The organism is Acetonema longum DSM 6540, from assembly GCF_000219125.1.
GTDB classification, from domain to species: Bacteria; Bacillota; Negativicutes; order Sporomusales; family Acetonemataceae; genus Acetonema; species Acetonema longum.
In genome coordinates, this window is sequence record NZ_AFGF01000015.1 from 37,519 (window position 1) to 62,930 (window position 25,412).

Sequence of the window (25,412 nt, forward strand, 5' to 3'; positions counted from 1 at the left end):
AATGGCTCCCTGAGGGAGCAGGGAAGGTTTGCAAATATAAATTTGGAAACCAACTTAGACTAGAATAGTATAGCACTATCAAGGGACAAGTGCAAGAGAGACCCGGCTAAAAATCCAACAAATATAAAACCCGGTTACTCTACAGTATATTTGGCCACAGCCTGTCCCGTGAGCGGCTCCCAATATCCCTCCGCACCGGCATGCAGCGCTCCGACTTCCAGATGCAGCATGGCGATACCGCAGTCCAGGCGCTTGGAAATATCGTGATTATGGGCTTCCTCATCTATCTGAATGGTGACAGAGTTCTCATCCAGTACAAACTTCCATGGCTGACGGTTCACGGCGGACGGCGCCTGACGCGCCGCTTCCAGCGCCGGCTTCATCCATTCCGGCCATTTTTCCGGTTCAAGACCGGTGCACAGGCTGTCCAGGCTCTTGCGCTTGAAAGCGTTGCCAAAGCCTGAGAGGATTTTTTCCTCCCAGGTATAGTCGGAAGAGACATAACCCAGAGGCGACACAGCCAGAATTCTTTCCTGGCCGAATAACGGAATCTGTCCCGCCACTGCTTTGGGACGAAAGAATCCGCCTATCCAGCAGGTGGCAAGATCATGCGCTGTAGCTTCCAAAATGATGCATTCCCCCAGATAACCGACGGTTTCCTGCACCATAGGCTCGCGCATATCACCAATCACAGCCACGTAGGCCGGTGCTCCCTTCACTTTGCCGTAAGGACCGATTGCACCTTTGAAAATACTGCTGGGAGCCTCGTCCACCAAGACGGCCCGGGCGCCGCTGATTTCCCGGTTAAGATCCTTAATGAAAACTGCCAGTTGCCGCCAGATTGCTTCAGGTATCGGCTCCTGGTTATACTGTCTTCTGGAGCGTCGCTTCTCAATCGCCGGGTACCACTTTTCTGCCGGTATCTGCATCAATCTTTTCCCTGCCTTTGTTATGATTTATGATGATCAATGATCGTCAGTGCCCGATCACGTTGATGTCAAGATTTTTTGATATAACACAATATCGAGGATTCGCCCGAACTTGATACCCACCTGCCGCAAATGGCCGCAGTTTTCATAGCCATTCTTGGCGAACAGGTTAACGCTGGCCTGATTTTCAGCGCAAATCACTCCCATCAGGACTGCGATGCCTCTCTCTTTTGCCAATTTTTCCAGGTGGGACAGAGCCAATGTTCCAAGACCCTTCCCCAAATGGTCCGGTTTTAGGTACACTGTGGCTTCGGCGGTACGGTCATAGGCCTCACGCTTCTTGTACTGGGTCAGAATAAAATAGCCGCATACCAAGCCATCCGGTCCGGTAAAGACACAGGCCTGATAGCGCGGATTATCAAACAGAACGAGCTGCCGCATTTCTTCCATCGTATGCGGGCGCTCATGAAAAGTCGCCGTTGTATGCTGAATATAATAATTGTAGATATCCAGCACCGCCGGCAGATGCGCTTCGGTCAGTGTCTGAATCGCACAGTGGGTCATGTTTGTTCCTCCTGAGTAAGGCGGTGCATTGCCTGCCGAATGTTTGCCCGGGCCTGCTGCTCGTAGGAGCCGCCGAAGCTTTCCGTCCGGTAAATCCGCGGCCGCGTTAAAAATTGCGCCAGTACCTGGCAGCGGCCTTTGCGATAGACTGCCGCGTCCAGGCAGGCGTACTCCCGGCGGATGGCGGTTTCGTAGATCTCATACTCCGGGGTTGAACGGGACAGTACCGCCAGGTCGATGTCCAGCAGATAGGCGGCGTCCGGCGGTATTCCCCCCCTTTCTCCGGCCGTCAGGCCATGCCCGGTCAGCAAAATATAGTTTCCTGCCGTCCGCCCGAACCCTTCCGGCGCTCCAAGCCTGTCAGCCCACTGTTCCGCCGCCATGGCGCTTAATGCCTCGTTGCATATTGAACCCGGCACGCACACCAGGTCATGCATCCACAGGGCGTAGTCCACCATATCAGGCCGAGCCAAATGCCGCCTGATCCGGTCAAAATGCCCAAAACATTCCGCCAGATGATCCAGATTGTGATAGGCTCGAAAATACTGGCTGTAGCTGTCATGGATCCATTCATACACCTGACCGGCGGCATCCCGGTCCCAATCCATCCGCCCGGACAGCAGCCGCCATCGCGCCGTTGCATCAAAATCCAATTGCGTCCACCTTATCCCCTAAATCTGTTACTAAACCTGCCTTCAGTCTCGAATCCGGACCTTTTCAACTCCTCCTACCGAAGCGAACGAATCAAATCCAGCGCTCTGGCAAACCGGGCCGCATCCTGCTGCCGGTCACCGGAGGAGTTAAAGGTAACCTGGCCTTGGCCCTGTTCCAGCAGGTCGTTATCGGTTAAAACATTCTTCAGATGCCGGACCGTCCCGGCAGCACCATCGATAATGTCAACGCCGGCAGGCAGAACCTGCCGTAAATGATCTGTAAAAAAAGGAAAATGGGTACAACCCAATACCACTGTGCCATATTGGGCGAGATCCAGCTGGGACAGCTTTTGCCGCAGGCAGGGCACTACCACCTCAGGGTCAAACTGCTGCGTTTCGGCAAATTCCACCAGTTCGGGCAGAGGCAGAAAATCCACAATATGGTGCTGATCCACTCTTGCCACCAAATGCTGAAATTTACTCTCTTTCAGCGTCAAAGTGGTGGCGAACACTAAGACTCGCCTGCCTTGATCATCGTTTTTCAGAACCGCCGGCTTGACCGCCGGTTCCATCCCCAGCACCGGAAAAGGGTATTTGGCCCGCAGGCTGTCGGCGGCAATGCTGGTCGCGGTGTTACAGGCCAGTACCAGAGCCTTGATGCCGCCGGCAATCATCTGTTCCACTGCCTCAAATATATATTGGTGCACTATTTCCTTTGGCTTTTCGCCATAAGGCACATGTTTGGTATCAGCGTAGTAAAGATAATCTTCCCGGGGCAGTTCCTTCAGCGCCTCAGCCAGAACGGTAATGCCGCCCACCCCGGAATCAAAAATGCCGATTTTCATGGTGTGACTCGCCCGCCCGGCGCCGTGATGATGACTGCGGTCCGCGCTATCCGGCTGAGCGGGGATTTACCTCCTTTGTCCTCTGTTATTTAAGGATGTACCATTATAATACTATTGCACCTGACAACAGTTTTATGCTGTCTCCATATATATACATTTTAGCGCTTTATAGGAAAAATCCTGCTGAAATAGCGCAAAGGAAAATTTGGATTATATTTACAGGATAAGCATTGTTGTTTATCCTTGACACATATCTTTTGGGAAATATATACTGATTGTAACTATTGCCAACCTATTTATCTTTCCAAGGAGGTCCCGATTCTATGAAACCGCAAGCCACCGTCACTTACCTTTTCCACAGCGGCTTTGCCGTTGAAACAGCCGACCTATTTTTCATCTTTGATTATTATAGTCTATTTCCCAAAAAATTAGAAAAGACCTTTGCCAATGGTTTTATTTCCGGGGAATATCTCGCCGCTAAGCCGAATGTCTATGTATTCGCTTCCCATGCCCATGGGGACCACTACGACCCGGTCATTTGGGACTGGAGCACGGAGACTGACATTACCTATATCCTCAGCAGCGATATCCCGGCCAGGCCCGGCATCCGGAAAACTTACAGCCTGGCTCCCGGCGAAAAGTGGACGGACGACAACCTGGAGGTGCTAGTCTATGGATCATCAGATGCAGGCGCTTCCTTCCTGGTAAAAACCAATGGCCTGTCGATCTTTCACGCCGGCGATCTAAACTGGTGGCACTGGTCCGGGGAAACGCCGGAAGAACAAAAGTACGCGGAAGACCTGTTTAAAACCGAGCTCGATAAGCTCACCGGCCAGCCGGTAGACATCGCCTTTTTCCCGGTGGACCGCCGCCTGGAGGAGGCCTACTGTATAGGCGCTGAATATTTCGCCGAAAAAATAAAGCCCCAGGTGCTATTTCCCATGCACTTCGGCACCGACTGCAAAGCCACGTCCGCCTTTAAAGAGAGAAGCAGAAACAAACAAGCGCCTTTTGCTACCTATGAAATCACCCACCGGGGACAGCAATTCAGCTATCCGCCGGCATCTCTCTAAAAAAGCACCCGGCGCTCCTGCCGGGTGCTTTCAGTCTATCTATAAACCTGTCATAAAACCCATCTACGGCCTCGAAACAGGGACCGTTCAAAAAGGTTCAGATGCTAGGAAGACCGAGAAAGCGCGCGCAGACAGTACGTTCGAGAGGGTACGGCAATGCTGGAAAGATGCGCAGCATCGTGAAAGCTGGAAGAAAGTATGCGCTTTTCGGGGTAGTCAGTACGAAAAAACTATCGAGATAAAACCCGAAAAGAGATACTTTCTGAACAGCGCGCTCTCGTAGGTCTGACAACGCAGATGGGCCCTTTTCAACGGTCCCCTTTTAGACGTTAAAGCGGAAATACACCACATCCCCGTCCTGCATCACATAATCCTTACCTTCCAGGCGAACCAGGCCTTTTTCCTTGGCGGCAGCCTGGCTGCCGGAGCGCATCAGGTCATCGTAGGAGACAATTTCGGCCCGAATAAAGCCCCGTTCAATATCACTGTGAATTTTTCCGGCTGCCTGAGGCGCTTTGGTGCCCTTCACAATAGTCCAGGCCCTGACTTCCGGCTCACCGGCGGTCAGGAAAGTCATGAGCCCCAGCAGGTAGAAGCCGGCTTTGATCAATTTATCCAGACCCGATTCAGTCAAGCCCAAATCCGTCAGAAACGCTTTGGCCTCATCATCCGGCAATTCGGCGATTTCCGATTCCAGTTTGGCGCAAACCGTGATCACCCCGGCCTTTTCCCTGGCAGCGTACTGTTTAACCCGCTGCACCAGAGGATTGTCATCCGGGCCGGCGATTTCTTCTTCGCTCACATTAGCCACGAACAGCACCGGTTTTTGCGTCAGCAGATTCAATTCCTTTAAAATAAATTGCTCTTCTTCGTTAAATTCCACCCGGCGGACCGGCTGGGCGTCTTCCAGCATCTTGCGGACCCGGTTTAAGAGCTCTACTTCAGCCTGAGCCTTTTTATCGCCGCTCTTGGTCTGCTTTTGGGCCTTATCCAGCCGCTTTTCCACCGAATCAATGTCAGCCAGACACAACTCGGTATTAATGATTTCAATATCCCGCAGCGGGTCCAGGCCGCCTTCCACGTGGGTGATATTCTCATCCTGGAAGCAGCGCACCACTTGGGCAATAGCATCTACCTGGCGAATGTGGGATAAAAATTTATTTCCCAGACCCTCGCCCTGGGAAGCGCCTTTGACCAAGCCGGCAATATCCACAAACCGCATGGCCGTAGGCGTCACTTTTTTCGGCTTAAACATCCCGGCCAGCTTGTCCAGCCGCTCATCCGGCACTTCCACCACGCCTACGTTAGGCTCAATGGTGCAAAAGGGATAATTGGCCGCCTCGGCGCCGGCCTTGGTAATGGCGTTAAACAAAGTGCTTTTCCCCACGTTGGGCAATCCGACAATACCTATCTCCAAATTCGTGCTCATTGCAAAGTATTCCACCTTTAACTAATTCTTGGTTCATTGTAGAGCATTATGGCGATGATTGCAAGACTCCCAGGGGAGAACAGCAACATTTACTTGCTTTTTAAATGATAGTAGTATATATTAAATTCAACATCCCTCCCCCGAGGGGGGTGGGAATAAAATGAGAAAGGATATTAACATGAAAAGTCATAGTCAACCTTATCTATTTTGGATTCTATTGATTTTCTTAACTGCAGGCCTTTTCTATCCGGCAATTGGGCTGGCGGCGATCATCTGTATGCTGGCGCCGGTCCTGCCGGCCCGCTATAAAGGGCGATACTGGTGCGGCAATTGTTGCCCCCGCGGCAGTTTTTACGATCAGGTCATTGCCAAAATATCTCCCAGGAAACCTATTCCAGCTATTTTCCGCAGCTTTGGCCTGCGTCTCTTCATGGTTTTTTTCATTATGGGTGTTTTTGCGGTGCAGATGTATGGCGCCTGGGGTGATGCCGCCGCTATGGGAGCCGTATTTGTGCGGATTATCCTGATTACAACTATCGTCGGCATCCTGCTGGGGGTTATGTATCATCAGCGCACCTGGTGTTCCTTTTGCCCCATGGGCACTATGGCAAGCTGGCTTAGCGCCAAACCCGGGCCCATGCCGCTAAAGGTAGCTGACTCCTGTATAAAGTGCAAACTATGTACAACGGCCTGCCCGCTTCAACTGGCCCCCTATTCCGCCAAAGAAAGCCCGGAGGGATTCGTCCACAGCGATTGTCTGAAATGCAGCCGGTGCATAGAGAGATGCCCGAAAAAGGTACTGGCTTTTCAATAGCCGGTTTTACTAAGCCAAAAGATTAGACGCTTATGCCTGCTGATTCTTTTGGTTTCATTTTATTTCGGCAATGTACTCCCGCGAAATTTCTTAATTTGCAGGAAGCTCATAAGCCCTGTTGAATAGCTAAACGTAAAGATACTGCAAAAGGGGCTTTCCGGATGAAAAATGAAATAATGTCTAAGCTCAAACAAATGGAACAAGATCATGGCGTAAAAATCTTGTTTGCGGTTGAATCCGGCAGCAGGGGCTGGGGTTTTGCATCAAAAGACAGCGATTACGATGTTCGCTTTGTCTATGTCAGGCCGATGGACTGGTACCTGTCCATCGAAGAAAGAGAAGACTTCATCGAAGCTCCCATCAGCGACCTGCTGGATATCAACGGCTGGGATCTAAAGAAGGCCTTGCTGCTGTATAAGAAATCAAATCTTCCCTTATTTGAGTGGCTTTGCTCCCCTATCGTGTACCGGGAGGACTTCCGCACGGCCCAAAGGCTAAGGGAGTTGATGCCGGCTTATTTTGCCCCTGTGCCTGCTATGTACCATTATTTGCATATCGCCGGGAACAAGCGGGACGAAATCGCGGATACCGATCAGGTAAAAATTAAAAAGTACTTCTATATACTCAGGCCGCTCCTGGCCTGTATGTGGATTGAAAAAAACAATACCATGCCGCCGATGGAATTCAGCCGGCTGATGGCGGATCAGCCGCTGGACAGCAGTCTGACGACTGAAATTCATAAGCTGCTCGAAAAAAAGATCTCCGGCCAGGAATACGATATCGAACCCAAAAGCCCGGTGATCCTCGAATTTTTGAACAGCCGGACAGAACATTTCGATCAATATCTTAAGACTGTCAGAAAAGGAGCCGAACCGGACTATACCCCTCTCAACAGCCTCTTCCGCGAGACGCTGCAGGAAGTCTGGGGTTAAGGCGGTCCATGGAGCCATTATGAATATTCAGATGATAAAGGAAAAACTTCATACGGATGCTTATGATTTTCTTCGGACAGACCCCCATCTGGGCAAAAATATTCTCATCCTGACGGCAGCCGGCTCTGTCGCTTACGGGACCCAGGTCGAAACCAGCGATATTGATATTCGGGGCGTCGCGGCGGAAACCAGGCAAGACCTGCTGGGCCTGTCTCATTTTGAGCAGTTTGAGGACCGGACCACCGATACGGTCATTTATGGCTTAAAGAAATTTATAGCCCTGTGTTTAAACTGCAATCCCAATGTTTTGGAAATCCTGGGGACAAAGCCGGAGCATCTGCTGCTGATCACGGCCGAGGGGAAACTCCTGCGCGATCATATTGATCTTTTTTTATCCCGGAAAGCCGTCCAAAGTTTTGGCAACTACGCAACGGCCCAGCTCAGAAGATTGCAGAATGCGCTGGCCAGGGACAACTACCCCCAGGCGGAAAAAGAGGAACATATTTTAAACAGCATTTTAGGTCAAATGGACCATCTGAAAAGAGTGTATAAAAATTTTACCGATCAGGAAATCAGCTTGTATATCGCCCCATCCGACAAAGAAGATTTCACCGCCGAAATATTTATCGATATCCACTTGCAGCACTATCCCCTCAGGGACTTTAAAAATATCTATGGAGATATGAACAACATTGTTAAGGACTATGCCAAGCTCAATCACCGCAACAGCAAAAAAGACGAGCTGCATCTGCGCAAGCACGCCATGCATTTAATCCGGCTGCTGGTTACAGGCGCGGAAATATTGGAAGGCAAAGGCGTGAATACCTACCGGGAAAATGAACGGGGCCTCTTCCTGGACATCAGAAAGGGGAAATACAGCTATCCTGAAATTTTTGCCATGGTGGATGAGTATGAGCAACGTTTCAAAATAGCCGCAAAACACACGGCTTTGCCGGGAGAGCCGGACTATAGGCGGGTTGAGGAATTGATGATCGGGATCTATGAAAGGCTGATTTAGCCTTATGATACATGATGGCATAAATAAACCTCAACATAGCCGCAGGCGCGGTTAGTTGAGGTTTATTGCCGCTTATCCGGTTTCCTGCCAGTCATCTTCCCATGTGCTGCACAAGATCTGAGCCGGGGCCATTCCCTGGGCCATCAGGGTGCACATTCGAACACGGTCAGCCTCGTACCTTTCTATCACTGCCAGGGACTCCTTGGGGCAGCCGTAGATGCACCATTCCCGGCGGCAGGTGAGAGGCTCATCAGTGAGGCCCATGAAACCCAGCACATCTTTGAGGGGGATGCCGAGGAGAATGCCTACTTCATGGGGACAACAGCCCTGAAAGCGTTCTTCCATCATGTCCAGGCAGGCGTCCAGGCCTGAGTGCACCGGATAGCCCAGTTTAGCCAGGAAAACCCTGTGGAGGTTGTGCTGGATGCATTGGTCCAACACCGCGGAGCGATAGAACAGTACTGTTTCCCGGTTGGCTGAACGGGACAGCACCCGATGCCGGACCATGGAGCCGGCCAGCACCTCTTTGCCGGTCTTGCGCCAGGCCGCAAGCAGGGGTTCCTGCCGGGTGTTGATAAAGGTCAGCACGGTAGCCGGTTTATTGCCGGTGAGAGTAGGAGCGATATTGCTGACCAGCCATGCCGCCAAACAGTTAATGTCTCTTACTTTTGTTCCTGCCGCAGGCATGCGCATCCCTCCTGACTTGCGGCTTAGCCAATTCTGGCTGCATGATTTGTATTTTATAATGGCAAAGAATCATTGATAATGATATCCATTTTCAATTATAATAATAAAGAAGTTTGTTGTTTTTGTCAATATATGCTCGGTTGTTTCGCTGATTTTGCAGTCCGGAAGGTCTCCTGAACAGATTTTTCATTAAATATAACGCTTTCCCCGCATCACATACATACACTTTATAAAGATGCTTGTTCAAAATGAATTTTCGAGCTCTAAGGAAATGGCGAGCGGCGTGCAGCAAGTTTTACGGATAAATAAAAAAGGGTCCCGGATTGCCAGACGGCAGTCCGGGACCTGTTTGTTTCGCTTTTTTGCCTCCTTGATTTCTATGGTTAATTATGATTCAGTTTAACAGCCGTTTGATGTTTTTTGCATCACTTACCGGCTCAAGATCCTTTTGCCTCTCGACGCTGCGGTGCAATAATCCGGCAACATCCTGAAAGCCTTCGCTAACTGCAATGTCAAACGCTGTCTTGCCATGGTGATTCTCGATCGTACCATCGGCACCCCCCGCCGCCAGCATTGCCACGATATCGGCGTGACCGCACCGGCTTGCGTCATGCAGGGGAGTATCGCCATCATCATCCCGAGCATTCGTATCAGCACCGTATGCCAGCAGCATTTCCGCTTCTTCTTTGCGGCCTTTTCTGCAGGCAATATGCAACGGCGTAACCGTATTGCGGTCACAAATGTTAACCTCGCCACCGGCAGCCAGAAAAAGTTTGACTATTTCTTTGTATCCGCCGGCCACAGCATAATGCAGCGGCGCAGCTCCAGGTTCTTCGTTTTTTTGATGCATATCTGCGCCCCGGGCCATTAATAACTCAATAATACCGGTGTATCCCTCCATAACGGCAAAGATCAATGCCGTATTGCCCTCCCTGGTTCTGGCCTGTATGTCGGCGCCCTGCTCCAGCAAAAACCGAACCGCCTCCAGGCCGCCATTGCGGCAGGCATTATGAAGCGCCGTATGTCCGGCGTTATCCCGCTCCTCTAGCGGTGCGCCAAGCTCGAACAGCGATTTCAGTATTTTTTTATTCCCGGCAAAGGCAGCATAATGAACCGCCGTTGCTCCATTTTTTTCCGCCGCATCAAATCTGGCGTCGTGCTCAAGCAGCAGCCAGGCTGCCTGTTCATGCCCTTCCTGGCAGGCGCAATGCAAAGCCGTCCTGCCCGCTTCATCTTTTAGTTCAATATCGGCGCCATGCATGATCAGGCTTCTCGCTGTTTCCACGCTGCCTTTCAGGCAGGCGTGATGCAGCGGAGTACCGCCATTGCCGCTTATAGTATTAATATAAATTCCGCAGGCCAGCGCTGCCTCCACTAACCCGGGGACGCCGCTGCAGGCGGCGGCGTGTAAAATAGTGCGGCCTTCCTTGTCGGCAAGATGGCTATCTGCACCCTCACGGATAAGAAACTCGGCAATGTTGCGGTGTCCGTTCAAGTACGCCGTCATCAGCGCCGTCGTGCCGTCCTTGGCTGCGGCATTCACATCCATGCCCTTGTCAACAAGCAGCCGGACTATATGGATATGCCCCTGTTCGCAGGCGCCATGCAGCACCGTCCAGCCGTCGCCGCTTCCGGCGTTCAAGTCGGCCCCGTTGTCAAGCAGCATTTTGACGGCGTCAGCCTGCCCATGATAGCAGGCATAATAGAGAACCGGAAAGCCATTATGCGTTTTGGCCCGGATGTCGGCCCCCTGGCTGATCAGCATTTGAACCACGTCATTATGCTGTTCATGACAAGCGCAGTGCAGCGGCGTCAAACCATTTTCCGTCACGGCATTGATATCGGCGCCATTGTCAAGCAGCACCAGCGCAGCTTCTTTTCGCCCCTGCGAGCAGGCATCGTGCAGGGCCGTCATTCCCCGGTCATCTGCCGACCTGATATCAGCGCCTTGTTCCAGGAGCCATTTGACCATATCGGCCTGCCCGCCAAACGCGGCGTAATTGAGGGCGGTATTGCCGTCATTGCTGCGGCAGTTAATATTTATGCCCTGTTCCACTATCCTGGCGGCAATTTTGACGAGCCCGCTTTTGGCGGCGGCATGCAATATATTGCGACCACCGGCATCCGCTGCATAACAATCGGCGCCATGAGCGATCAGGGCTTCCGCCAGGCCGGCGTGCCCGCCCAGGCAAGCCTCCAGGAGGAGTGTATTGCCCTGCTTGTTTGCGCTATGTGTATCCGCTCCGCGGCTTATAAGCAAAAACGCTGTATCCATATGCCCTTTGCGGCAGGCAGTATGAAGCGGGGTATCCCCTGCGTCAAACGTTGCCGCATTCATGTCGGCGCCGTGGTCCAGCAGCAACCCGGCTATTTCCCGGTGACCGCCGCTGCAAGCCCAATGCAGCGGCGTAACAGCCTCATAGTCGGGCTGGCCGGCCTTTGCGCCGCAATCAAGCAGCCATTTTACACAGTCGGTGCGCCCATAATAGGCAGCTTCAATCAGCGGCGTTTCACCCTTGTTGTTTACAGCGTGAATATCGGCGCCGCGATCAATCAGCAAGCCGGCTATTGCCGTATGGCCCTGTTCGCAGGCGTCATGCAGCGCTGTCTGTCCGTCAGTATCCCGGTTATGAATATTGGCGCCGTTTTCCAGCAGCAGCGCGACCATAGCCTGGTCACCGCTGTAGCACATATGGTTTAGGACAGTATTCTCCTTTTTATCTTTACGGTTCGGGTCCGCCCCGTGGCGGAGGAGAATCCGGGCTACCTTCTGCTCCTTTCCCAGACAGGCGGCATACAGCGGTGTATTCCCCTCATAATTGGCCGTATTTACCTCTGCCCCATTTGCCAGGAGAAATTCCACAGTGGAACGGTACCCTCGCCCGGCAGCAATATGCAAGGCCGTATCGCCGTCGTTATCCGCCTCATCAATTGCCGCGCCGGCTTCCAGCAGCACCTTGCATAGGGTATGATTTTCCACGGCCAAATGCAGTGCGGTAGAACCCTCATTGTTTTTGATTCCGGTGTCAGCCCCGAGCCGGACAAAGCGTTCCACGGCTTGTTTTTGATTATTGGCGCAGGCGTGATGCAGGGCGGTGTAGCCGTCGGCGTCCTGCGCGTTGATATCCGTGCTGTCCGCAGAGGAAGCATCAATCAAGCCTTTATTGCCGCCGGCGGCAGCAGCGCGCAGTATGGCTTGCCGGTCGTCCCTGGCTGCTCCGTTCTTGATCAGGAAATCGGCCAGTTTGTCATAGTTCCCGCTGTAAGCATGATGAAGCGCAGTATAACCCATATCACATCTGGCGTTAACATCCGCTCCATAATTAATGAGAATTTTCGCTGCCTGGATATGATTACCGGTGCACGTGTAGTGAAGCGAAGCCTTGCCTTCATTATCCCTGGCATTTACGTCAGCCCCGTGCCTGATCAGCAGCCGCACGGTCTCGTCCAGGTTATTTTGACTGGCCAGATGCAGGGGAGTCGTCCCCTCGTTGTTACGGCCATTGACATCAAAACCATATTTTTTTATCAAAAGCTCAATCACGTCTTTGCCGTATTCCTCCAGGCTGGCATAATGCAGCGCGGTGGAGTGCACCCGGTCAACCTCATAAATGTCAGCACCGTATTTGTGCAGCAGATTAACGGTATCTTTATCCCCGCCCTGGCAGGCGCTATGAAACACCGTCATGCCGTCATCGTCCGCAGCCCGGATATCGGCGCCGCATTTCAGCAGTATTTTTATCGTGCCGGTATGTCCCATGTAACAGGCTTCATGCAGCAGGGTCTGGCCATTGTCTTCAAGCCGGTTTATATCCGCCCCGCGTTTCACCAAAAAACGTACGGCCGGGGTTATCCCCAGGAAGCAGCTCCATTTTAGCAGCTTATTCACCACTTTGATCCTCTCCTCGTGTAAGGGAAAGTATACTTCACCCTTCTTTTTTCCTGGCGCCGATCCTTTGCGCCAGGGCTTGCAGGTCCATACCTTTTAAGACCCCTTCCAGCAGTTCGGGCAACAAGTTGGGAGTGCAGGCAAAGCAGGGAATGCCCGCTTTGGCCAGGCGGCGGGCCAGCCCTTCATCATAGCTGGGCGCCCCCTTATCCGAAAGCGCCAGCAGGCAAAGGGCTTTCACGCCGGCAGCCTGCATTTCTTCCATTCGCCGCACCAGGGCGGCGCTGTTGCCGCCTTCATACAGGTCGGTGAGCAGGATGAACAGGGTCTTGGCCGGCTGGGTGATAAACTGCTGGCAATAGGCTACCGATTTGTTGATGTCGGTGCCGCCGCCAAGCTGGATGCCAAACAGCATGTCCACAGGATCATTGCCGTATTGTTCGGATAAATCCACCACCTCGGTATCAAAGGCCACGATCCGGGTGCTGATGGCCGGCATACTGGCCAGAATGGAGCCGGCGATGGAGCCGTAGATGATGGAATCCGCCATGGACCCGCTCTGATCCATGTCCAGAATGACCTGCCAGTTGTTTAACTTTTGGGCGCGGTCAAAGAAAAATACCCGTTCCGGAATAATCCGGTTATATTGGCAACTGTAGTTTTTCAAATTCTTCTGGATGGTGTGCTTCCAGTCAATGCTTACGGCACTGGGCAGCGGCGAGTGCCTTCTTTTGTTCAGGGCGCCGGTTACCGCCCGCCGGATATCGCTTTCCAGGCGTTTTTTGATCTCGTCCACCACCGCCCTGACAATCTCCCGGGCCGTGTTTTTGGTGCGCTCCGGGATCTTGCCTTTCAGCGCCATCAGGGTGGCGACCATTTCCATATTCGGCTGCACTGTTTTTAAGATCTCCGGCTCGAATAAGAGCTGCTTCAGACCCTTCCTTTCGATGGCATCGGCCTGGATCACGGCTACGATGTCCGTCGTAAAATACGTCCTGATGTCGGCCAGCCACCTGGCGACCTGCGGCGCCGAAGGCCCTGCGCCGGATGCGCCGCCCGCCCGGGGCGCCCGCCGCATCCGGCGTTGATTTGTCATAAATGGCGGCAAGAGCCTCATCCATCGCCTGTTCTTCCGCACTGAGGGCATAACCGCTCCCCAGTTCGTCCAGCCGCTCGCTGCCGGTTTGTCCGAGAATCAGCCGCCACCGTTTGATTTGTTCTTTATCCGCCATTTCATATATCCTCAAAATCAAAATCATTTAATTTTTTCAGGTTTTGTTGCTCTTCCCGGCTCAGCGCTTCACCGAGCTCTTCGCTGGCCTGGCTGGGGTTCATCCCCCAGATTTCCCCCAGGCTTTCCCCGACGCTGTTTTTTCGGCGGCGCTGAAATCGCTGAACGCCCGGCGCAGAAAGACCAGCGCCCGCGTAAACTGCCGCTCGTCCAGCGAAGCCACATAGCCGGCGATCTGCTGCCACAGCGCCAGCCGGGTCAGCAGGGCATACTTGTTGCGCGCGGCCAGCCCTTCAAACCAGCCCGCTCCCATGTCGGCGTCAATTCCCGGCGACAGCCTTCTGGCGACCTCCCGGGCCAATTGCTCATTGCTCATTTTATTCCGTTCCAGCAATATGGCGCAGGCTAGGCCGGACAGCCGCGGATTCCGGTCGTCGCGTCCGGACAGTTCGGTCAGCGTTTGCAGCCACAGCGGCTCATCGACCCGGGTATCATGCTCCAGGGCAATGGCATTCAACTTATTGACAGCGTCAACAATGCCGCCGGCCGCACTGTTGTCGCAGCGGCAGGCATCCACCAGCAGCAGGGTTCCCCGGAGGAATAACTGCTGCAGCAGCGGCAGCAGCGGCGCCGCGTCGAACTTTCGGATATCGCCGTAGCTGATGACCGTTGACAGATCATAGGCTGCTCCGGCAATCTCCGCCAGGGCGCCGTTCTCCACCGCCAGCTGCTGCAGCACGCCCCTGGCATATTCCATGGACTCAGGCATGCCGCATTCGCATGCCTGGCGGATGATTTGAGCGGCAGTCGCTACGTCTGGACTGTTGTCCAGGCGCTCTTTAAAGGCATAGGCCGCCGCCAATTCCACGGTATCGCCCAGCAGGGCCGCCTCCACCAGTTGGATTTCAGCCTCCGGCGTCCACTGCAGCACCCAGTTTTCCGCCCAGGTCGCCGAATCCTGGGCAACCCGCTTTTGCTGCTGAAACGATATGTTCAGCGCTTGCAGGCGGTGCAGGAAAAAGGACCGGCTCAAATCGATAAAAGCGGCTTCCCGTGACTGTACCCGGCGATTTTCCCGCAGGTCCAGCTCTAAATCCATGGCCACTGCCGAGCGGTATTTTTCCAGCTTCAGCCGTTTCAGCTCCCGGTAAAAATCATCCTGGATCGAGGTGCGGACAACGCCTTCCGGCAGGCTGCCGATCGCCGTCCCCACATTGCCGGCCGCTATCGCCTCGGCCACCGCATGCAGATCGCCATGCCCCAGGCAGGTCACGGCGGCATCCTGCAAATCCTTCAGCGACGGCTGGCTGCCACCGTTGAGCCCCGCCAGGGCATTGGCCAGGCGCACCGCTTCGATGACCTCGGCCGTAGAGCGGTGTATGCCGTGTTCCCGCATGTACCGGGCAATGCCCGACAGGTATTCCGGCACCAGCTGCTTTATATCGCCGCGCCGCAGGTGCTGCCACATCAGGTCAAAGTAGGCTGGCGCCGCATTGCCGGCGCCATAGCCGCTGCGGGAGGAAAGGCGGTAGAAGGAATAGGGCATCAGGGTAAGGCGGCTTTTTACCCTGGGCAGGGCGGCGATTTCCGCATCAGTCATGGCCGGATAATCCGGTCCCAGCACCGAGGCATGATAAGCGCCGGTAACCACCACGATTCTATCGGGGTCATGCCCGGCCTGAATGGTGCGCTGAATCCGGTTGCGCATATAGGCTTCCCGGACGAGGGTTTCCATCTGCTCGGCCCTGCTGTCGGCCGCCAGCTCCCGCAGGCTCTGGCCGAGCTCATAGGCTGCCAGACGGTAGGAATCGCTGTTTAAATTGTGCTCAAAGCGACGCTCCCAATAGGTATCATAATCCTGTTCCCCCGCCAGCCCGGCCCAGCGGGCATAGAGCGATTCGGTGCAATCTTTCCGGCCTTCCCCGCCTGCCGCCTTTTCCGCCGCTGCTTCGATGCGGCGCCTGGCCTCGCTCAGCTTTAAAAATACATCGGAAGGCAAATCGATGAATTCGGCATGGGCCCGATGGGCTTTAGCCCAGACAAACGCCTGGTATTCCGGGCAATAGGCGGCAAAAGGATAGAATAAGGTCCTCACCGGCAATTCTTCCGTATACGCCAAAATGGCAACCGGCAGTTCCGTGCCTTTGGCCGTAAAAAACTCAATCTGCGAATTGGCGTCGGATAAGCCTTCCACCAATACGGCCGTAGGGTTGACCGCATCAAGGAATTGCAGCAGGTGATGGGCGCCGCCGGGCGATAAATGCCTGATGCCAAAAATGTGCGGTGCTTTGCTCTCGCTCGCCAGGCTCACTCGCTCATCTCCCTGCAGGCATTGTATAGATCTCGCCACTCCCCTCCGCGCTTTTTCAACACATTGTCCAGGTATTCTTTCCATACCAGCCTGTCTTTTTCTTCGTCTTTGACCACCGCCCCCTGCAGGCCGGCGGCAATGTCCCCGCTGGTAATGGTCCCCTGGCCGAAGCTGGCCGCCAGGGCCATGCTGTTGGCCAGGAGCGAAATGGCTTCCGCTGTGGACATCACGCCGCTGGGCGATTTGATTTTTTCCTTGCCGTCCAGGGTCATGCCGCTTCTCAGTTCACGGAAGATCGTGACGACTTTGGCCACGGCCTCGTCCGCCGGCAGGGCTGCCGCCAGATCCAGGTTCACGGCCAGCTCCCCGACCCGCTTGCGTACAATTTCCACTTCGGTCTGAACATCCCCCGGCGACGGCAAAACGACGATATTAAAGCGGCGCTTCAAGGCGGCCGACATCTCGTTTACCCCCCGGTCGCGGGTATTGGCGGTGGCAATGATCGAAAATCCCCGCACAGCGGAAACCGCATAGTTCAGCTCCGGCACCGAGATATTTTTCTCCGACAGAATGGAAATCAGCGCGTCCTGGACTTCCGGCGAGCAGCGGGATATTTCTTCAAAGCGGGCCAGGCCGCCACTTTCCATGGTCCGGAAAATCGGGCTTTTGACCAGGGCTTCCCGGGACGGTCCGCTGGCAATCAGCATGGCGTAATTCCAGGAATAGCGGATTTGCTCCTCGGTGGTTCCCGCCGTGCCCTGGATCACTTTCGTGGAGTCGCCGGCAATCGCCGCTGCCAGATGTTCCGACAGCCAGGATTTGGCGGTGCCGGGTTCGCCGATCAAGAGCAGCGCCCGGTCGGTCAGCAGGGTGGCGATGGCTATTTCCACCAGCCGCCTGTTGCCGATGTATTTGGACGTAATTTCGGTTTTGCCCGCCTTGCCGCCGGTGATGTAGGTCAGCACTGATTTGGCGGACAGCCGCCAGCCGGCGGGGATTTTTTCCGTTTCATTGGCGATGAGCGCTTCTATTTCGCCGGCGTACAATTGTTCCGCCGGCAGCCTTAAGATATCGGTTGCTGTTGACGTTGACATGCTCAGACTCCTTTTCCCTTATTTTTCAGATCGTAGGCTGCGGTAAGTAGCACCTCGGCGGCACGGGCGTCGCACCTGCCGGCGGCTTCTTCCAAAACGCCGGCAAAATCCGGTTCCATAACCGCTGTTAATGCGGCAAATTCCTTTAATTCATAGTAAAAGCCCACTTTGCCTCCCGCCGCCAGCAGGCTTTCCAGTCTGGCTTGCAGCAGCCCCGGCAGCTCTTTATAATTCACCCGTTTCAAGGCGTGGACAATCAAACCATACTCATAAGAATTGATTTTCTCACGGCTGTATTTCACTAAGTAGTCTACTCCCGCCGCACAGCCTTCCTGAATAAAAGAACACACCAACCTAAGCTCATCGTGGGCGACAAATTTTTTGATCCAGCCTTCATGCAAAACCAGCCGGAACAATTTTCCTTGTGCCGGTTCAGTTTTATAATGTTGCAGCACTGCCGATAAATTCTCAAAAACCGCCAGTGTCTCCTGGCATAAAGGGTTTTTTCTGGTACCGGCAGCATACCGGGCGTAGTTTTTATACACATATTCCGGCGACTGGCTGAGCAAAGCCGCCGCCAGGGAAAATCCCAGCAGATGGTCGTTGTGCTTGCCGTCCTGGCTTACCAGAAACTGTAATCCCTCCTCTGTCCCTCTCCCAAAGAAAAATAAGCTATGGGCAGCCGCCCGAGCCAAAGTGCGCTCTGCCCCGTAATCTTCGACCCGGCCCTTGCGGCGAGCAGAGGACGACTTATAGACCGATAGACACGGCGTTTCGGCCAGGCATTTGGTTAAAAAGGCGAATACGTCGGGCTCCTGTTTTTCGGCCAGGCATTCCAGTATGTCAAAGAGCATATGGGGCACTTTGGGGTCTATTTTCTCGGTGGCGGCTGCCATTGCGGCATAGGTTGCAGCCTCGCTGCCGGCCGGGTCGCCAAACACTTTCTGCAAGCCTGCAGCCAGCAGGCCTGCCGCCGGTTTTACCGCTTCGCTTGCCGGTTTTACAGTTAAAACAGCCGCCAAAGCTTGTTCGGCTTCGGCTAAGAGTAAGCCGGTCAGATGCCGGGACTGGCTTTGCTGCACCGCTGCCTGGACAAGATCGCGGTCCTTGCCTTTAAAAGCGGCGAACAATATCTCCGCCGCCTGCTCGTCCTGATATGCCGCCAGTGCGGTATACGCCGCTTCCCGCAGCTCTTTTTTGCTGTCAACCGCATAACGGAACAGGATTTCCTCGCATTCCGGCAGATCTTTCAATGCCTTAAGGGCGCTGACTTTTACCGGCAGCGAGCCCTGTTCCAGGGCATCCAGATAAAGCTGTTTGCCGGCTGCGCCCTGGAAGCCGGACAACAAGTCCAAAATCCGGGCAGCCGCCTTGTCGCCGCTAAAATCCAGACTTTTCCTCAAAACCGGCGCGACATCCGGCCCCAATTCCGCCAGTACCTCATAGGCCAACCCGGCTATTTCCGCGTAGCTGTCACCCAAGGCCGCGATTAACGGGTTGAGCAGCCGCAGATCATTAAATAGCTGGTCAGCCCGCGCCTGTTTCAGAATTTCATACCTGCCGGATCCTTTGCCGGTCAGCGCTTCGATCACCGGCATCACCGCCCGGAATGTTGCGCGGGACGAGTATTGTACGCCAATAGTCTCGACTGGCTTTATCTCACCCGGCAGGCCTGTCTCGCCCTGGGTATAAAGAACGGCATTGACCAGAGTTGCCAGTTCCAGTAGGTTTTCAGAGGCTTTTCCGGCTTCCGGTTCGATCACTTTTTCCATCGCATCCGCCACCCTGAGAAAGACCGGCGCCGCTTCCCCAGCCTTTCTGAGCCCGGGCAGTATTTTTTTGAGCCTGAAATCCCCGGCCGCTAAATCTCCGCCGGCAATAAACAACCGCCGCACTTCCGTCTGAGTGTCATATAGCAAAGCGATACTCATCGATCCACCTTCTGTCTGTATATTTCGTCGTTATATTTAACATAACTTTTTTGCATTGCTTTAAACCTGCCGTTAGAGAGTGAGTCTGATAGCTCCCTCACCGGTAATCAAGGTCAGCGGCTGGGCGCAGAGCCTCCTGGTAGCATGGCTGTAGTGAAAGCGGGCCAGCAGGGTGCCGTTATGCAGCGTCTGCTGCGGCACCAGTTCCAGCAGCATCGTGCTGAGCGGCTCAAATGCTTCATTCGCGTCGGCCAGGACGATTCTCTGTCCCTGGCCGTCTTCCGCCACTATGCTGCCGTTGACGCTGCCAATGCGGGCAAAATGCAGCAGCGCCAGTGGATATTTATCAGCCAGTGGATTTTTCAACTGATTCTTTACGCTTTTAATCACCTCGCCCAGAGATTTTCCGGCATGTGATTGAATGGTTTTATAGTCTGTTGCCACTGCTTTCCGCATGGTGGAGTTCTCCCACCTGACCCTGATGTTCATATCGCCGCCGGGATAAGTAAACAGCTCGGGAACCTGTACCAGGTCAAAGACCGAATCATCCTGCCGTATGTATTTGGTCGCCTTGACCGGGCGGAAGGTTAGGGTCTTATGCACCTGTCCCGTCTTCAGGTTCACCCAGGCCCCGGCATCAATGTATTCGCCCCTGGCTTCGCTGAGCCAGCTGCTGAACTGCACCTGCATTAATTCGATGTCGGTTTGTACCAGGCCCTGGCCTTTCAGTTCGGCCAGCTGCCAGTTATGCCCCAGCATTTCTTCCATATTGGAGCTGGTATCAGCCGGTATTTCAGTGTTAAGCCGCTTGGCCAAATACTCTTGGCCTTTTTTGCACAGGCTGTGGAGCATGGCCAATCGGTCGACAGCGGTTGAATATACTTCTTCCGGGTCCTGGGCTTCTTTAAATAAAAATAAAAAATCACGCAAAACAGCCTGGGGGTATGTCAAATAATAATTTCCAAGCTGCTTGGCCTGATCTTCCAGCATACGCAGTGTTTTGGCATTCAGTGTGCCCAACCCGGACTGGACAATCCCATTGACTATTTTCTGCAGCAGTTCCAGTCCTTCCATCTGGGCGGCAATTTTCTTCTTCAGCGCAGCCTTATTCACTTTTGGCGGCGTCTTGACGCTTTCGTCCGCTTGCTTTTCTTGCTTTTTCCCGGCCTTTTCCCGTTTCATGAGCACATCCTGAGGGATATCCACGGTGGCAAACTCTTTGCCGCCGCAGTAGGCATACATCAGCCCAAGGGAGTGCTTGCAGGGAAACTGGCGGCTGGGACAGGTGCAACGAAAAACAGGGCTGTCCGGCTGGAAAAAATCCGCCGATGTAATATAGTTGCTGGCTCCGCTCCCTTTGCATTCGCCCATGATAAAACTTTTGTCGGCTGATATGCCCAGCTCGACAAACGCATTCTTTTTGACCAGGCTCAAACCGTTAGTTATCGCATTTTGATTGGGGGCCACTGATCGGATGAATTCTTCCGAAATGTTCAACATAGGTTCCTCTCACCTCTGCCTTTATCGATACAACAATTCCATGATTAGCCCAATATATTTACTATTTACTGCTTATCCGGCTATACCCTTTTTTAAGAGCTTAATTTTTACTTTATAAAATAGTAAAGCTATCGAGCCGATTCATGATTATTACAGGCAGACTGATCAGAGTAAACCCTTGTTCCAATCATTGCTCCAGGACAAAGTGGGCAAAAATTTTCAGGGAAATTGTTATTTAGGGATTGATTTCCATCAATAAATGTTGTATAGTTTATGTATAAAATTAATTATTAATTAATAATTAATTTCTATTTTGAAAGGGGACTGAAACATGAAAAAATACGTCTGTGCTATCTGCGGCTATGTTCACGAAGGAGATACCCCGCCGGCCGCCTGTCCGCAATGTAAGGCGCCTGCTTCTAAATTTCTGGAAAAATCCAACAGTGCATTAAGCTGGGCGGATGAACACCGCATCGGTGTTGCTGCCGGCGTAGATGCAAAAGTTGTGGAAGATTTAAAAATGAACTTCATGGGGGAATGTACCGAGGTCGGCATGTATCTGGCTATGAGCCGTCAGGCCGATCGGGAAGGATTCCCCGAGGTGGCGGAAGCCTATAAGCGGATTGCGTTTGAAGAAGCGGAGCATGCCGCCAAATTTGCCGAGCTCTTAGGCGAGGTGGTATACCCCTCCACCCAAAAGAACCTGCAGCTGCGGGTGGACGCTGAGCACGGCGCCTGTCAGGGCAAGCTGGATCTGGCCAAACGGGCCAAAGAGCTGGGGCTGGACGCCATCCATGACACAGTCCATGAAATGTGCAAGGATGAAGCCCGACACGGCGCTGCCTTTAAAGGCCTGCTGGACAGGTATTTCGGCAAATAAAAAAACAAGGAGCATTGCCAAACTATTTGGCAATGCTCCTTGTTCATTTGATGCCTGATAAAAATCACACGGCGGAGTTCTCCGGCGCTTCTATGGCCTCCGCAGTTCTAACCGCTTTGCCTTGACTGTCATAATTAATGAACAATACGAACGTAATCACCGCAATGATCGAGTATTGCAGGACTCCGGTCAGCCACGAAACAATCAAGCCTGTAAAAAGGGCCATGTTTTGCCAGGGATTGCCACCCCAGAGAGCCACAAGCTGGCATAATACACTCAATGCCATCATAGGAAGAAACGGCAACAGGAAAGAAAGAAGTGTCTTCCACCACCGTCCGGCAGTGAGGGTCTGGCTGTAATGAATAGCTTCACGGGCCGACAGGGATTTTAAAATCATGCTGCTGGGGGCCAGGATATACTTATAGGTCTTATAAATTCCGGGAATGATGAGCAGCAATCCCCACAGCAAAAGGTAGACGACCATTAAAAGAACTCCTCCATACACGGGAAACAGCTTGGCATAGCTTTCTTTTAATAACTGGCCCAGGCTGACTTTGACGTCTTGAATCCTGCTGTTCAACTTAAGGGTGACCAATATCATCTGATAGGTTGGGATCAGCGTGAATAGCACCATCATCATGATAAACACGAGGATCGCCAGCACAGGGGCAGCCTGCACCAGCTGCGTGGTCAGAAACATCAGGAGGAACATACTTACGAGCACCAGTACAGTGAAAGCCAGAGAGGCAGCAATGAGAAATTTAAATTCCTTTATAAAGATGCGGACGCTATAACGGATAATTACGCTGAGACTCAGTTCTTTCTCGGTTAAGCTAACCAAATCAATGCACTTCCTTTAAAAATAATGCGCGGTACTAACAGAATGATTCTCTCATTCATCTAATAGTGTAATATTTTGTCATATAAAGGGGAATAAAGCAATAGTCTCATATAACGTTTAATCTACCCCGTCAAAATCATATCCTTACCTAGTTCGGAGCAAGAGACAAAAGGCCAGGGACCCGTTTTTGAAGAAGAGTCCCTGGCCTTTTTCATAGGTTGCGTTTTTCCGTCGCTAAGTTAAAATTTGAAGGAAACGACAACATTCTGCAGATTTTCCGCCATATTGGAAAGTGCGGTAGAAGAAGAAGCGATTTCCTCCATAGTGGCGCTCTGCTCCTCGGCTGCGGCGGAAATAGTCTGAGTATTACCGGCCGTTTGGGTGGCAATTTTCTTTACATTATCCACAGAATGAGCGACCTCGCTGCTTGCGGCGGACAATTCTTCAGTGGCTGCATTGATTTCCTGAATCTGGCTGTTCAGGGCGGCAATTCCAGTAACAATATCGCGGAACCTTTCACCGGTATCCGTGATGACCTCGGTTCCCCGATGGACTTCAGCAGTTCCTGTCTGCATAGCCTGGACGGCCGTCTGGGTATCAGCTTGGATAACTTTTACGATTTCCGCGATTTCCCCCGCTGCCAGCTGTGATTGTTCCGCCAGTTTACGGACTTCATCTGCCACCACGGCAAAGCCTCGGCCCTGTTCACCGGCCCTGGCCGCTTCAATGGCGGCGTTTAAGGCCAGCAAATTGGTCTGTCCGGCTATCTGGGTGATGGCGGTTACGATTTCCCCAATCCGGTAGGAGTTCTCGCCTAATTTTTCAACAACGCCAGCGGCATGAGTCACAGACTCAGTAATATTACCCATTTGCCGTGTAGCTTCCGCAACGGCTTCATTCCCCACCTGGGCAGCGGTCGAGGCTTCCATGGATTTTGTTAAAACCTCGCTGGAATTCTGAGCAATATGGGAAATGGCCTGGGTCATGTCATTGACAATCATCTCAGTTTCCCCGACAACCTGGGTCTGGCCTGCCGCTCCAGTGGCGACAGACTCGATGGTTTGCGCCACCTGGGTTGCTGCTTTAGCCGTTTGTTCCGCACTGGCCGTCAGCTCTTCACTGGAGGCGGCAACTTGTTCAGCTGCTTTGGCTACTTTTTGCAGGACGTCCCGCAGATTCATGCTCATTTTGGTAAACGCTTCGATTAAGTCGGCGATCTCGTCATTTCCGTTGTATGCTACATTGACTCTGACCAGGTTTCCAGCTGCGATTTGACCGGCAGCGCCGGCTAAGCCTTGCAGCGGGCGGGATAACCGCCGGGAAAACCAAAGGGCAACCCCGAGCGAAAGAATGATGATCACCAGGCTTGCAACCACCAGCAATGTTTCCACCTGCTGAACCATGGCTTCATTTTCATCGGTCCGCAAAACCATCCGTTCGCTTAAAAAGGTAGTAAAACTATTCATTTCGGCTTCAGCCTCATCGGCTATCGCCGCCCCCTCGGCAAGCCCCTGAATTGCAGCTGCCTGTCCCTGGGTGCGGTTGGTCAAAATCACCCTGTCCGATACGACATGATAATTACCCAAAATCTTCTTCAAACTGGAGACTTGCTGTTTGCCTTCCGGAGTAAGCAATTTGGTCTCCAGGCTGGTCAGCGTTTTGTCCATTTTGATTCGGGACTGATCATATTGCGATATATACCGCTCATTCCCGGTCAAGAGATACGCCCGCACCAGCGAACTCTGATTGCGCAGTTCTCCGTACGCCTCTTTGACCTCTACTACCAGCGGCGCGCTTCTTTCGATTACATTCATGTAGCCGGCCTCGATACTACTTAATTGATAGTAGCTGTAGCCCAAAAGACCGGTGAAGACCAAAATAATGAGGACGATTGCTGTCAGGATTTGTTTGCCAATATTAATGCGCATAAGCACTCCCTTTCGCTGCTGGTTCTCCCTTTGACGCCGAAAATGACAGGTACATAGCCGAAAAAATAGAAACACCTAACCGATTTGCAAAAACAAACCAACTAGATGTCCACCTACTTTCATCCAGCTTTGATGAGAAACCAGACCATAAGCAACGTAGTCAGACGTTTTCAGATAGTACCTATCATATCTGTCTGCAGCTATTATTTGCCTTTATATCTTTATTTATATTACCAGTCATCCGACTATTGTGTCAAGGCAGTCCAAGGCGCATATACGTTCAAAAATCCCCTATACAACGGTCAAAACAGCCCGGTAAATCCCATTTATTTTCCGCGATATTTTTTCTGCCTGCAATTAAGAAATTAAATTTATCGGTTCGGTGTTTTGCGCCCATACTTGACAACCTGTATGTCATCGATGGTGACCATACCCTCTTCCACAATCTCATCCAGATACGGCAGCAATTTAGCGATATACTCCTCACTGTCGATAATTTCCACCAATATCGGTAGATCCGCAGAGAGATCCAGCAGGGACGCTGCATGAATACGGCTGTTGGCGCCATAACCCATAAGGCCCCGAAATACGGTAGCCCCGGCCAGATCAAGTTCCCTGGCCTTTTCCACAATGACCTGATACAGTGCCCGCCGTTTCCAGTGGTCGCTTTCTCCGATATAAATCCGCAAACGTTTGGCTTGGCTGGCGATTTTAGGCATAGTGTGTTCCTCCTTTGACGCTTGACATCATACGTCTCTCAATTCAACTTCCGTATCACTGTATATATAAATTATAGCAGGAAAATCCTTGAAAAGGAACTTTTTTGCCGCTTGGCAAAAAAGAAAACGCCCCAGTATGCCTGA

General features: G+C 52.7%; 19 protein-coding genes and 1 pseudogene. 5 read left to right on the forward strand and 15 right to left on the reverse strand.

Translation table 11 applies throughout. The features are described 5' to 3' along the window. Positions 1–134 precede the first annotated feature (134 nt). The 4 genes from ALO_RS01465 to murI form a co-directional block, all read right to left on the reverse strand. Positions 135–929, reverse strand: a complete 795-nt coding sequence (locus ALO_RS01465) for a nitroreductase family protein (RefSeq protein WP_004092083.1) — start codon at positions 927–929, stop codon at positions 135–137. A 57-nt stretch (positions 930–986) separates the two neighbouring features. Next, complete coding sequence (locus ALO_RS01470; protein ID WP_004092085.1) at positions 987–1,493, reverse strand: GNAT family N-acetyltransferase; 507 nt, start codon at positions 1,491–1,493, stop codon at positions 987–989. Next, the gene (locus ALO_RS01475; RefSeq protein ID WP_004092087.1) at positions 1,490–2,146 is read right to left on the reverse strand and encodes an HD domain-containing protein; all 657 of its coding nucleotides are present in this window, start codon (positions 2,144–2,146) and stop codon (positions 1,490–1,492) included. The genes ALO_RS01470 and ALO_RS01475 overlap by 4 nt, the downstream gene beginning before the upstream one ends. A 74-nt stretch (positions 2,147–2,220) precedes the next feature. Beyond that, a complete protein-coding gene (gene murI, locus ALO_RS01480) occupies positions 2,221–2,991 on the reverse strand; it encodes a glutamate racemase (protein WP_004092088.1) in 771 nt (256 codons plus the stop codon). Positions 2,992–3,314: 323 nt separating this feature from the next. Between murI and ALO_RS01485 the strand changes: the two genes are divergently transcribed. Continuing rightward, entirely contained in the window at positions 3,315–4,064 is a 750-nt protein-coding gene (locus ALO_RS01485) for an MBL fold metallo-hydrolase (RefSeq protein ID WP_004092089.1), read from the forward strand. Between the two features lie 322 nt (positions 4,065–4,386). Here ALO_RS01485 and ychF read toward each other — a convergent pair whose 3' ends face one another. Then, positions 4,387–5,493 carry a redox-regulated ATPase YchF gene (ychF, locus tag ALO_RS01490; RefSeq protein ID WP_040292487.1) on the reverse strand — a complete coding sequence of 369 codons (1,107 nt, stop codon included), beginning with the start codon at positions 5,491–5,493 and terminating at the stop codon, positions 4,387–4,389. Between the two features lie 160 nt (positions 5,494–5,653). On the opposite strand from ychF, the gene ALO_RS01495 reads away from it, so the two are divergent. The 3 genes from ALO_RS01495 to ALO_RS01505 all read left to right on the forward strand — a co-directional run bounded on the left by ALO_RS01495 (position 5,654) and on the right by ALO_RS01505 (position 8,257). Next, complete coding sequence (locus ALO_RS01495; RefSeq protein ID WP_004092091.1) at positions 5,654–6,307, forward strand: 4Fe-4S binding protein; 654 nt, start codon at positions 5,654–5,656, stop codon at positions 6,305–6,307. A gap of 161 nt (positions 6,308–6,468) precedes the next feature. Continuing rightward, positions 6,469–7,239 carry a nucleotidyltransferase domain-containing protein gene (locus tag ALO_RS01500; RefSeq protein ID WP_004092092.1) on the forward strand — a complete coding sequence of 257 codons (771 nt, stop codon included), beginning with the start codon at positions 6,469–6,471 and terminating at the stop codon, positions 7,237–7,239. A 19-nt stretch (positions 7,240–7,258) separates the two neighbouring features. Beyond that, a complete protein-coding gene (locus tag ALO_RS01505) occupies positions 7,259–8,257 on the forward strand; it encodes a nucleotidyltransferase domain-containing protein (protein ID WP_004092094.1) in 999 nt (332 codons plus the stop codon). Between the two features lie 72 nt (positions 8,258–8,329). Here ALO_RS01505 and ALO_RS01510 read toward each other — a convergent pair whose 3' ends face one another. The 7 genes and pseudogenes from ALO_RS01510 to ALO_RS01540 all read right to left on the reverse strand — a co-directional run bounded on the left by ALO_RS01510 (position 8,330) and on the right by ALO_RS01540 (position 20,900). Then, positions 8,330–8,944 (reverse strand): DUF3793 family protein, encoded by a 615-nt coding sequence (locus tag ALO_RS01510; RefSeq protein ID WP_004092096.1) that lies wholly within the window; start codon positions 8,942–8,944, stop codon positions 8,330–8,332. Between the two features lie 394 nt (positions 8,945–9,338). Next, a complete protein-coding gene (locus ALO_RS01515; protein ID WP_004092100.1) occupies positions 9,339–12,836 on the reverse strand; it encodes an ankyrin repeat domain-containing protein in 3,498 nt (1,165 codons plus the stop codon). A 34-nt stretch (positions 12,837–12,870) separates the two neighbouring features. Continuing rightward, positions 12,871–14,065 (reverse strand): annotated as a pseudogene (locus ALO_RS01520) (VWA domain-containing protein). A gap of 99 nt (positions 14,066–14,164) precedes the next feature. Further along, positions 14,165–16,375, reverse strand: coding sequence for a DUF5682 family protein (locus tag ALO_RS01525; protein ID WP_004092107.1), 2,211 nt, complete (start codon positions 16,373–16,375; stop codon positions 14,165–14,167). Continuing rightward, the gene (locus tag ALO_RS01530) at positions 16,372–17,469 is read right to left on the reverse strand and encodes an ATP-binding protein (RefSeq protein WP_004092109.1); all 1,098 of its coding nucleotides are present in this window, start codon (positions 17,467–17,469) and stop codon (positions 16,372–16,374) included. Before ALO_RS01530 ends, ALO_RS01525 begins: the two co-directional genes overlap by 4 nt. A gap of 2 nt (positions 17,470–17,471) precedes the next feature. Further along, a complete protein-coding gene (locus ALO_RS20640) occupies positions 17,472–19,400 on the reverse strand; it encodes a HEAT repeat domain-containing protein (RefSeq protein WP_004092110.1) in 1,929 nt (642 codons plus the stop codon). A gap of 72 nt (positions 19,401–19,472) precedes the next feature. Then, positions 19,473–20,900 (reverse strand): hypothetical protein, encoded by a 1,428-nt coding sequence (locus ALO_RS01540; protein WP_004092111.1) that lies wholly within the window; start codon positions 20,898–20,900, stop codon positions 19,473–19,475. Between the two features lie 331 nt (positions 20,901–21,231). Between ALO_RS01540 and ALO_RS01545 the strand changes: the two genes are divergently transcribed. Continuing rightward, positions 21,232–21,780, forward strand: a complete 549-nt coding sequence (locus ALO_RS01545; RefSeq protein ID WP_004092112.1) for an NADH peroxidase — start codon at positions 21,232–21,234, stop codon at positions 21,778–21,780. Positions 21,781–21,844: 64 nt separating this feature from the next. Here the strand turns inward: ALO_RS01545 and ALO_RS01550 are convergent, their stop codons facing one another. The 3 genes from ALO_RS01550 to ALO_RS01560 form a co-directional block, all read right to left on the reverse strand. Then, on the reverse strand, positions 21,845–22,621 hold the full coding sequence (locus ALO_RS01550; RefSeq protein ID WP_004092113.1) for a hypothetical protein: 777 nt from the start codon (positions 22,619–22,621) through the stop codon (positions 21,845–21,847). A gap of 239 nt (positions 22,622–22,860) precedes the next feature. Then, on the reverse strand, positions 22,861–24,549 hold the full coding sequence (locus tag ALO_RS01555; protein ID WP_004092114.1) for a methyl-accepting chemotaxis protein: 1,689 nt from the start codon (positions 24,547–24,549) through the stop codon (positions 22,861–22,863). A gap of 371 nt (positions 24,550–24,920) precedes the next feature. Further along, a complete protein-coding gene (locus tag ALO_RS01560) occupies positions 24,921–25,268 on the reverse strand; it encodes a DUF190 domain-containing protein (protein ID WP_004092115.1) in 348 nt (115 codons plus the stop codon). Positions 25,269–25,412: the final 144 nt, after the last annotated feature.

Excerpts from the sequence above, each read along its gene's own strand:
- ALO_RS01465 (WP_004092083.1), bottom strand. The coding sequence starts at position 929 with ATGCAGATACCGGCAGAAAAGTGGTACCCGGCGATTGAGAAGCGACGC.
- ALO_RS01470 (WP_004092085.1), bottom strand. The coding sequence starts at position 1,493 with ATGACCCACTGTGCGATTCAGACACTGACCGAAGCGCATCTGCCGGCG.
- murI (WP_004092088.1), bottom strand. The coding sequence starts at position 2,991 with ATGAAAATCGGCATTTTTGATTCCGGGGTGGGCGGCATTACCGTTCTG.
- ALO_RS01485 (WP_004092089.1), top strand. The coding sequence starts at position 3,315 with ATGAAACCGCAAGCCACCGTCACTTACCTTTTCCACAGCGGCTTTGCC.
- ychF (WP_040292487.1), bottom strand. The coding sequence starts at position 5,493 with ATGAGCACGAATTTGGAGATAGGTATTGTCGGATTGCCCAACGTGGGG.
- ALO_RS01495 (WP_004092091.1), top strand. The coding sequence starts at position 5,654 with ATGAGAAAGGATATTAACATGAAAAGTCATAGTCAACCTTATCTATTT.
- ALO_RS01500 (WP_004092092.1), top strand. The coding sequence starts at position 6,469 with ATGAAAAATGAAATAATGTCTAAGCTCAAACAAATGGAACAAGATCAT.
- ALO_RS01505 (WP_004092094.1), top strand. The coding sequence starts at position 7,259 with ATGAATATTCAGATGATAAAGGAAAAACTTCATACGGATGCTTATGAT.
- ALO_RS01510 (WP_004092096.1), bottom strand. The coding sequence starts at position 8,944 with ATGCCTGCGGCAGGAACAAAAGTAAGAGACATTAACTGTTTGGCGGCA.
- ALO_RS01530 (WP_004092109.1), bottom strand. The coding sequence starts at position 17,469 with ATGTCAACGTCAACAGCAACCGATATCTTAAGGCTGCCGGCGGAACAA.
- ALO_RS20640 (WP_004092110.1), bottom strand. The coding sequence starts at position 19,400 with ATGAGTATCGCTTTGCTATATGACACTCAGACGGAAGTGCGGCGGTTG.
- ALO_RS01540 (WP_004092111.1), bottom strand. The coding sequence starts at position 20,900 with ATGTTGAACATTTCGGAAGAATTCATCCGATCAGTGGCCCCCAATCAA.
- ALO_RS01545 (WP_004092112.1), top strand. The coding sequence starts at position 21,232 with ATGAAAAAATACGTCTGTGCTATCTGCGGCTATGTTCACGAAGGAGAT.
- ALO_RS01555 (WP_004092114.1), bottom strand. The coding sequence starts at position 24,549 with ATGCGCATTAATATTGGCAAACAAATCCTGACAGCAATCGTCCTCATT.
- ALO_RS01560 (WP_004092115.1), bottom strand. The coding sequence starts at position 25,268 with ATGCCTAAAATCGCCAGCCAAGCCAAACGTTTGCGGATTTATATCGGA.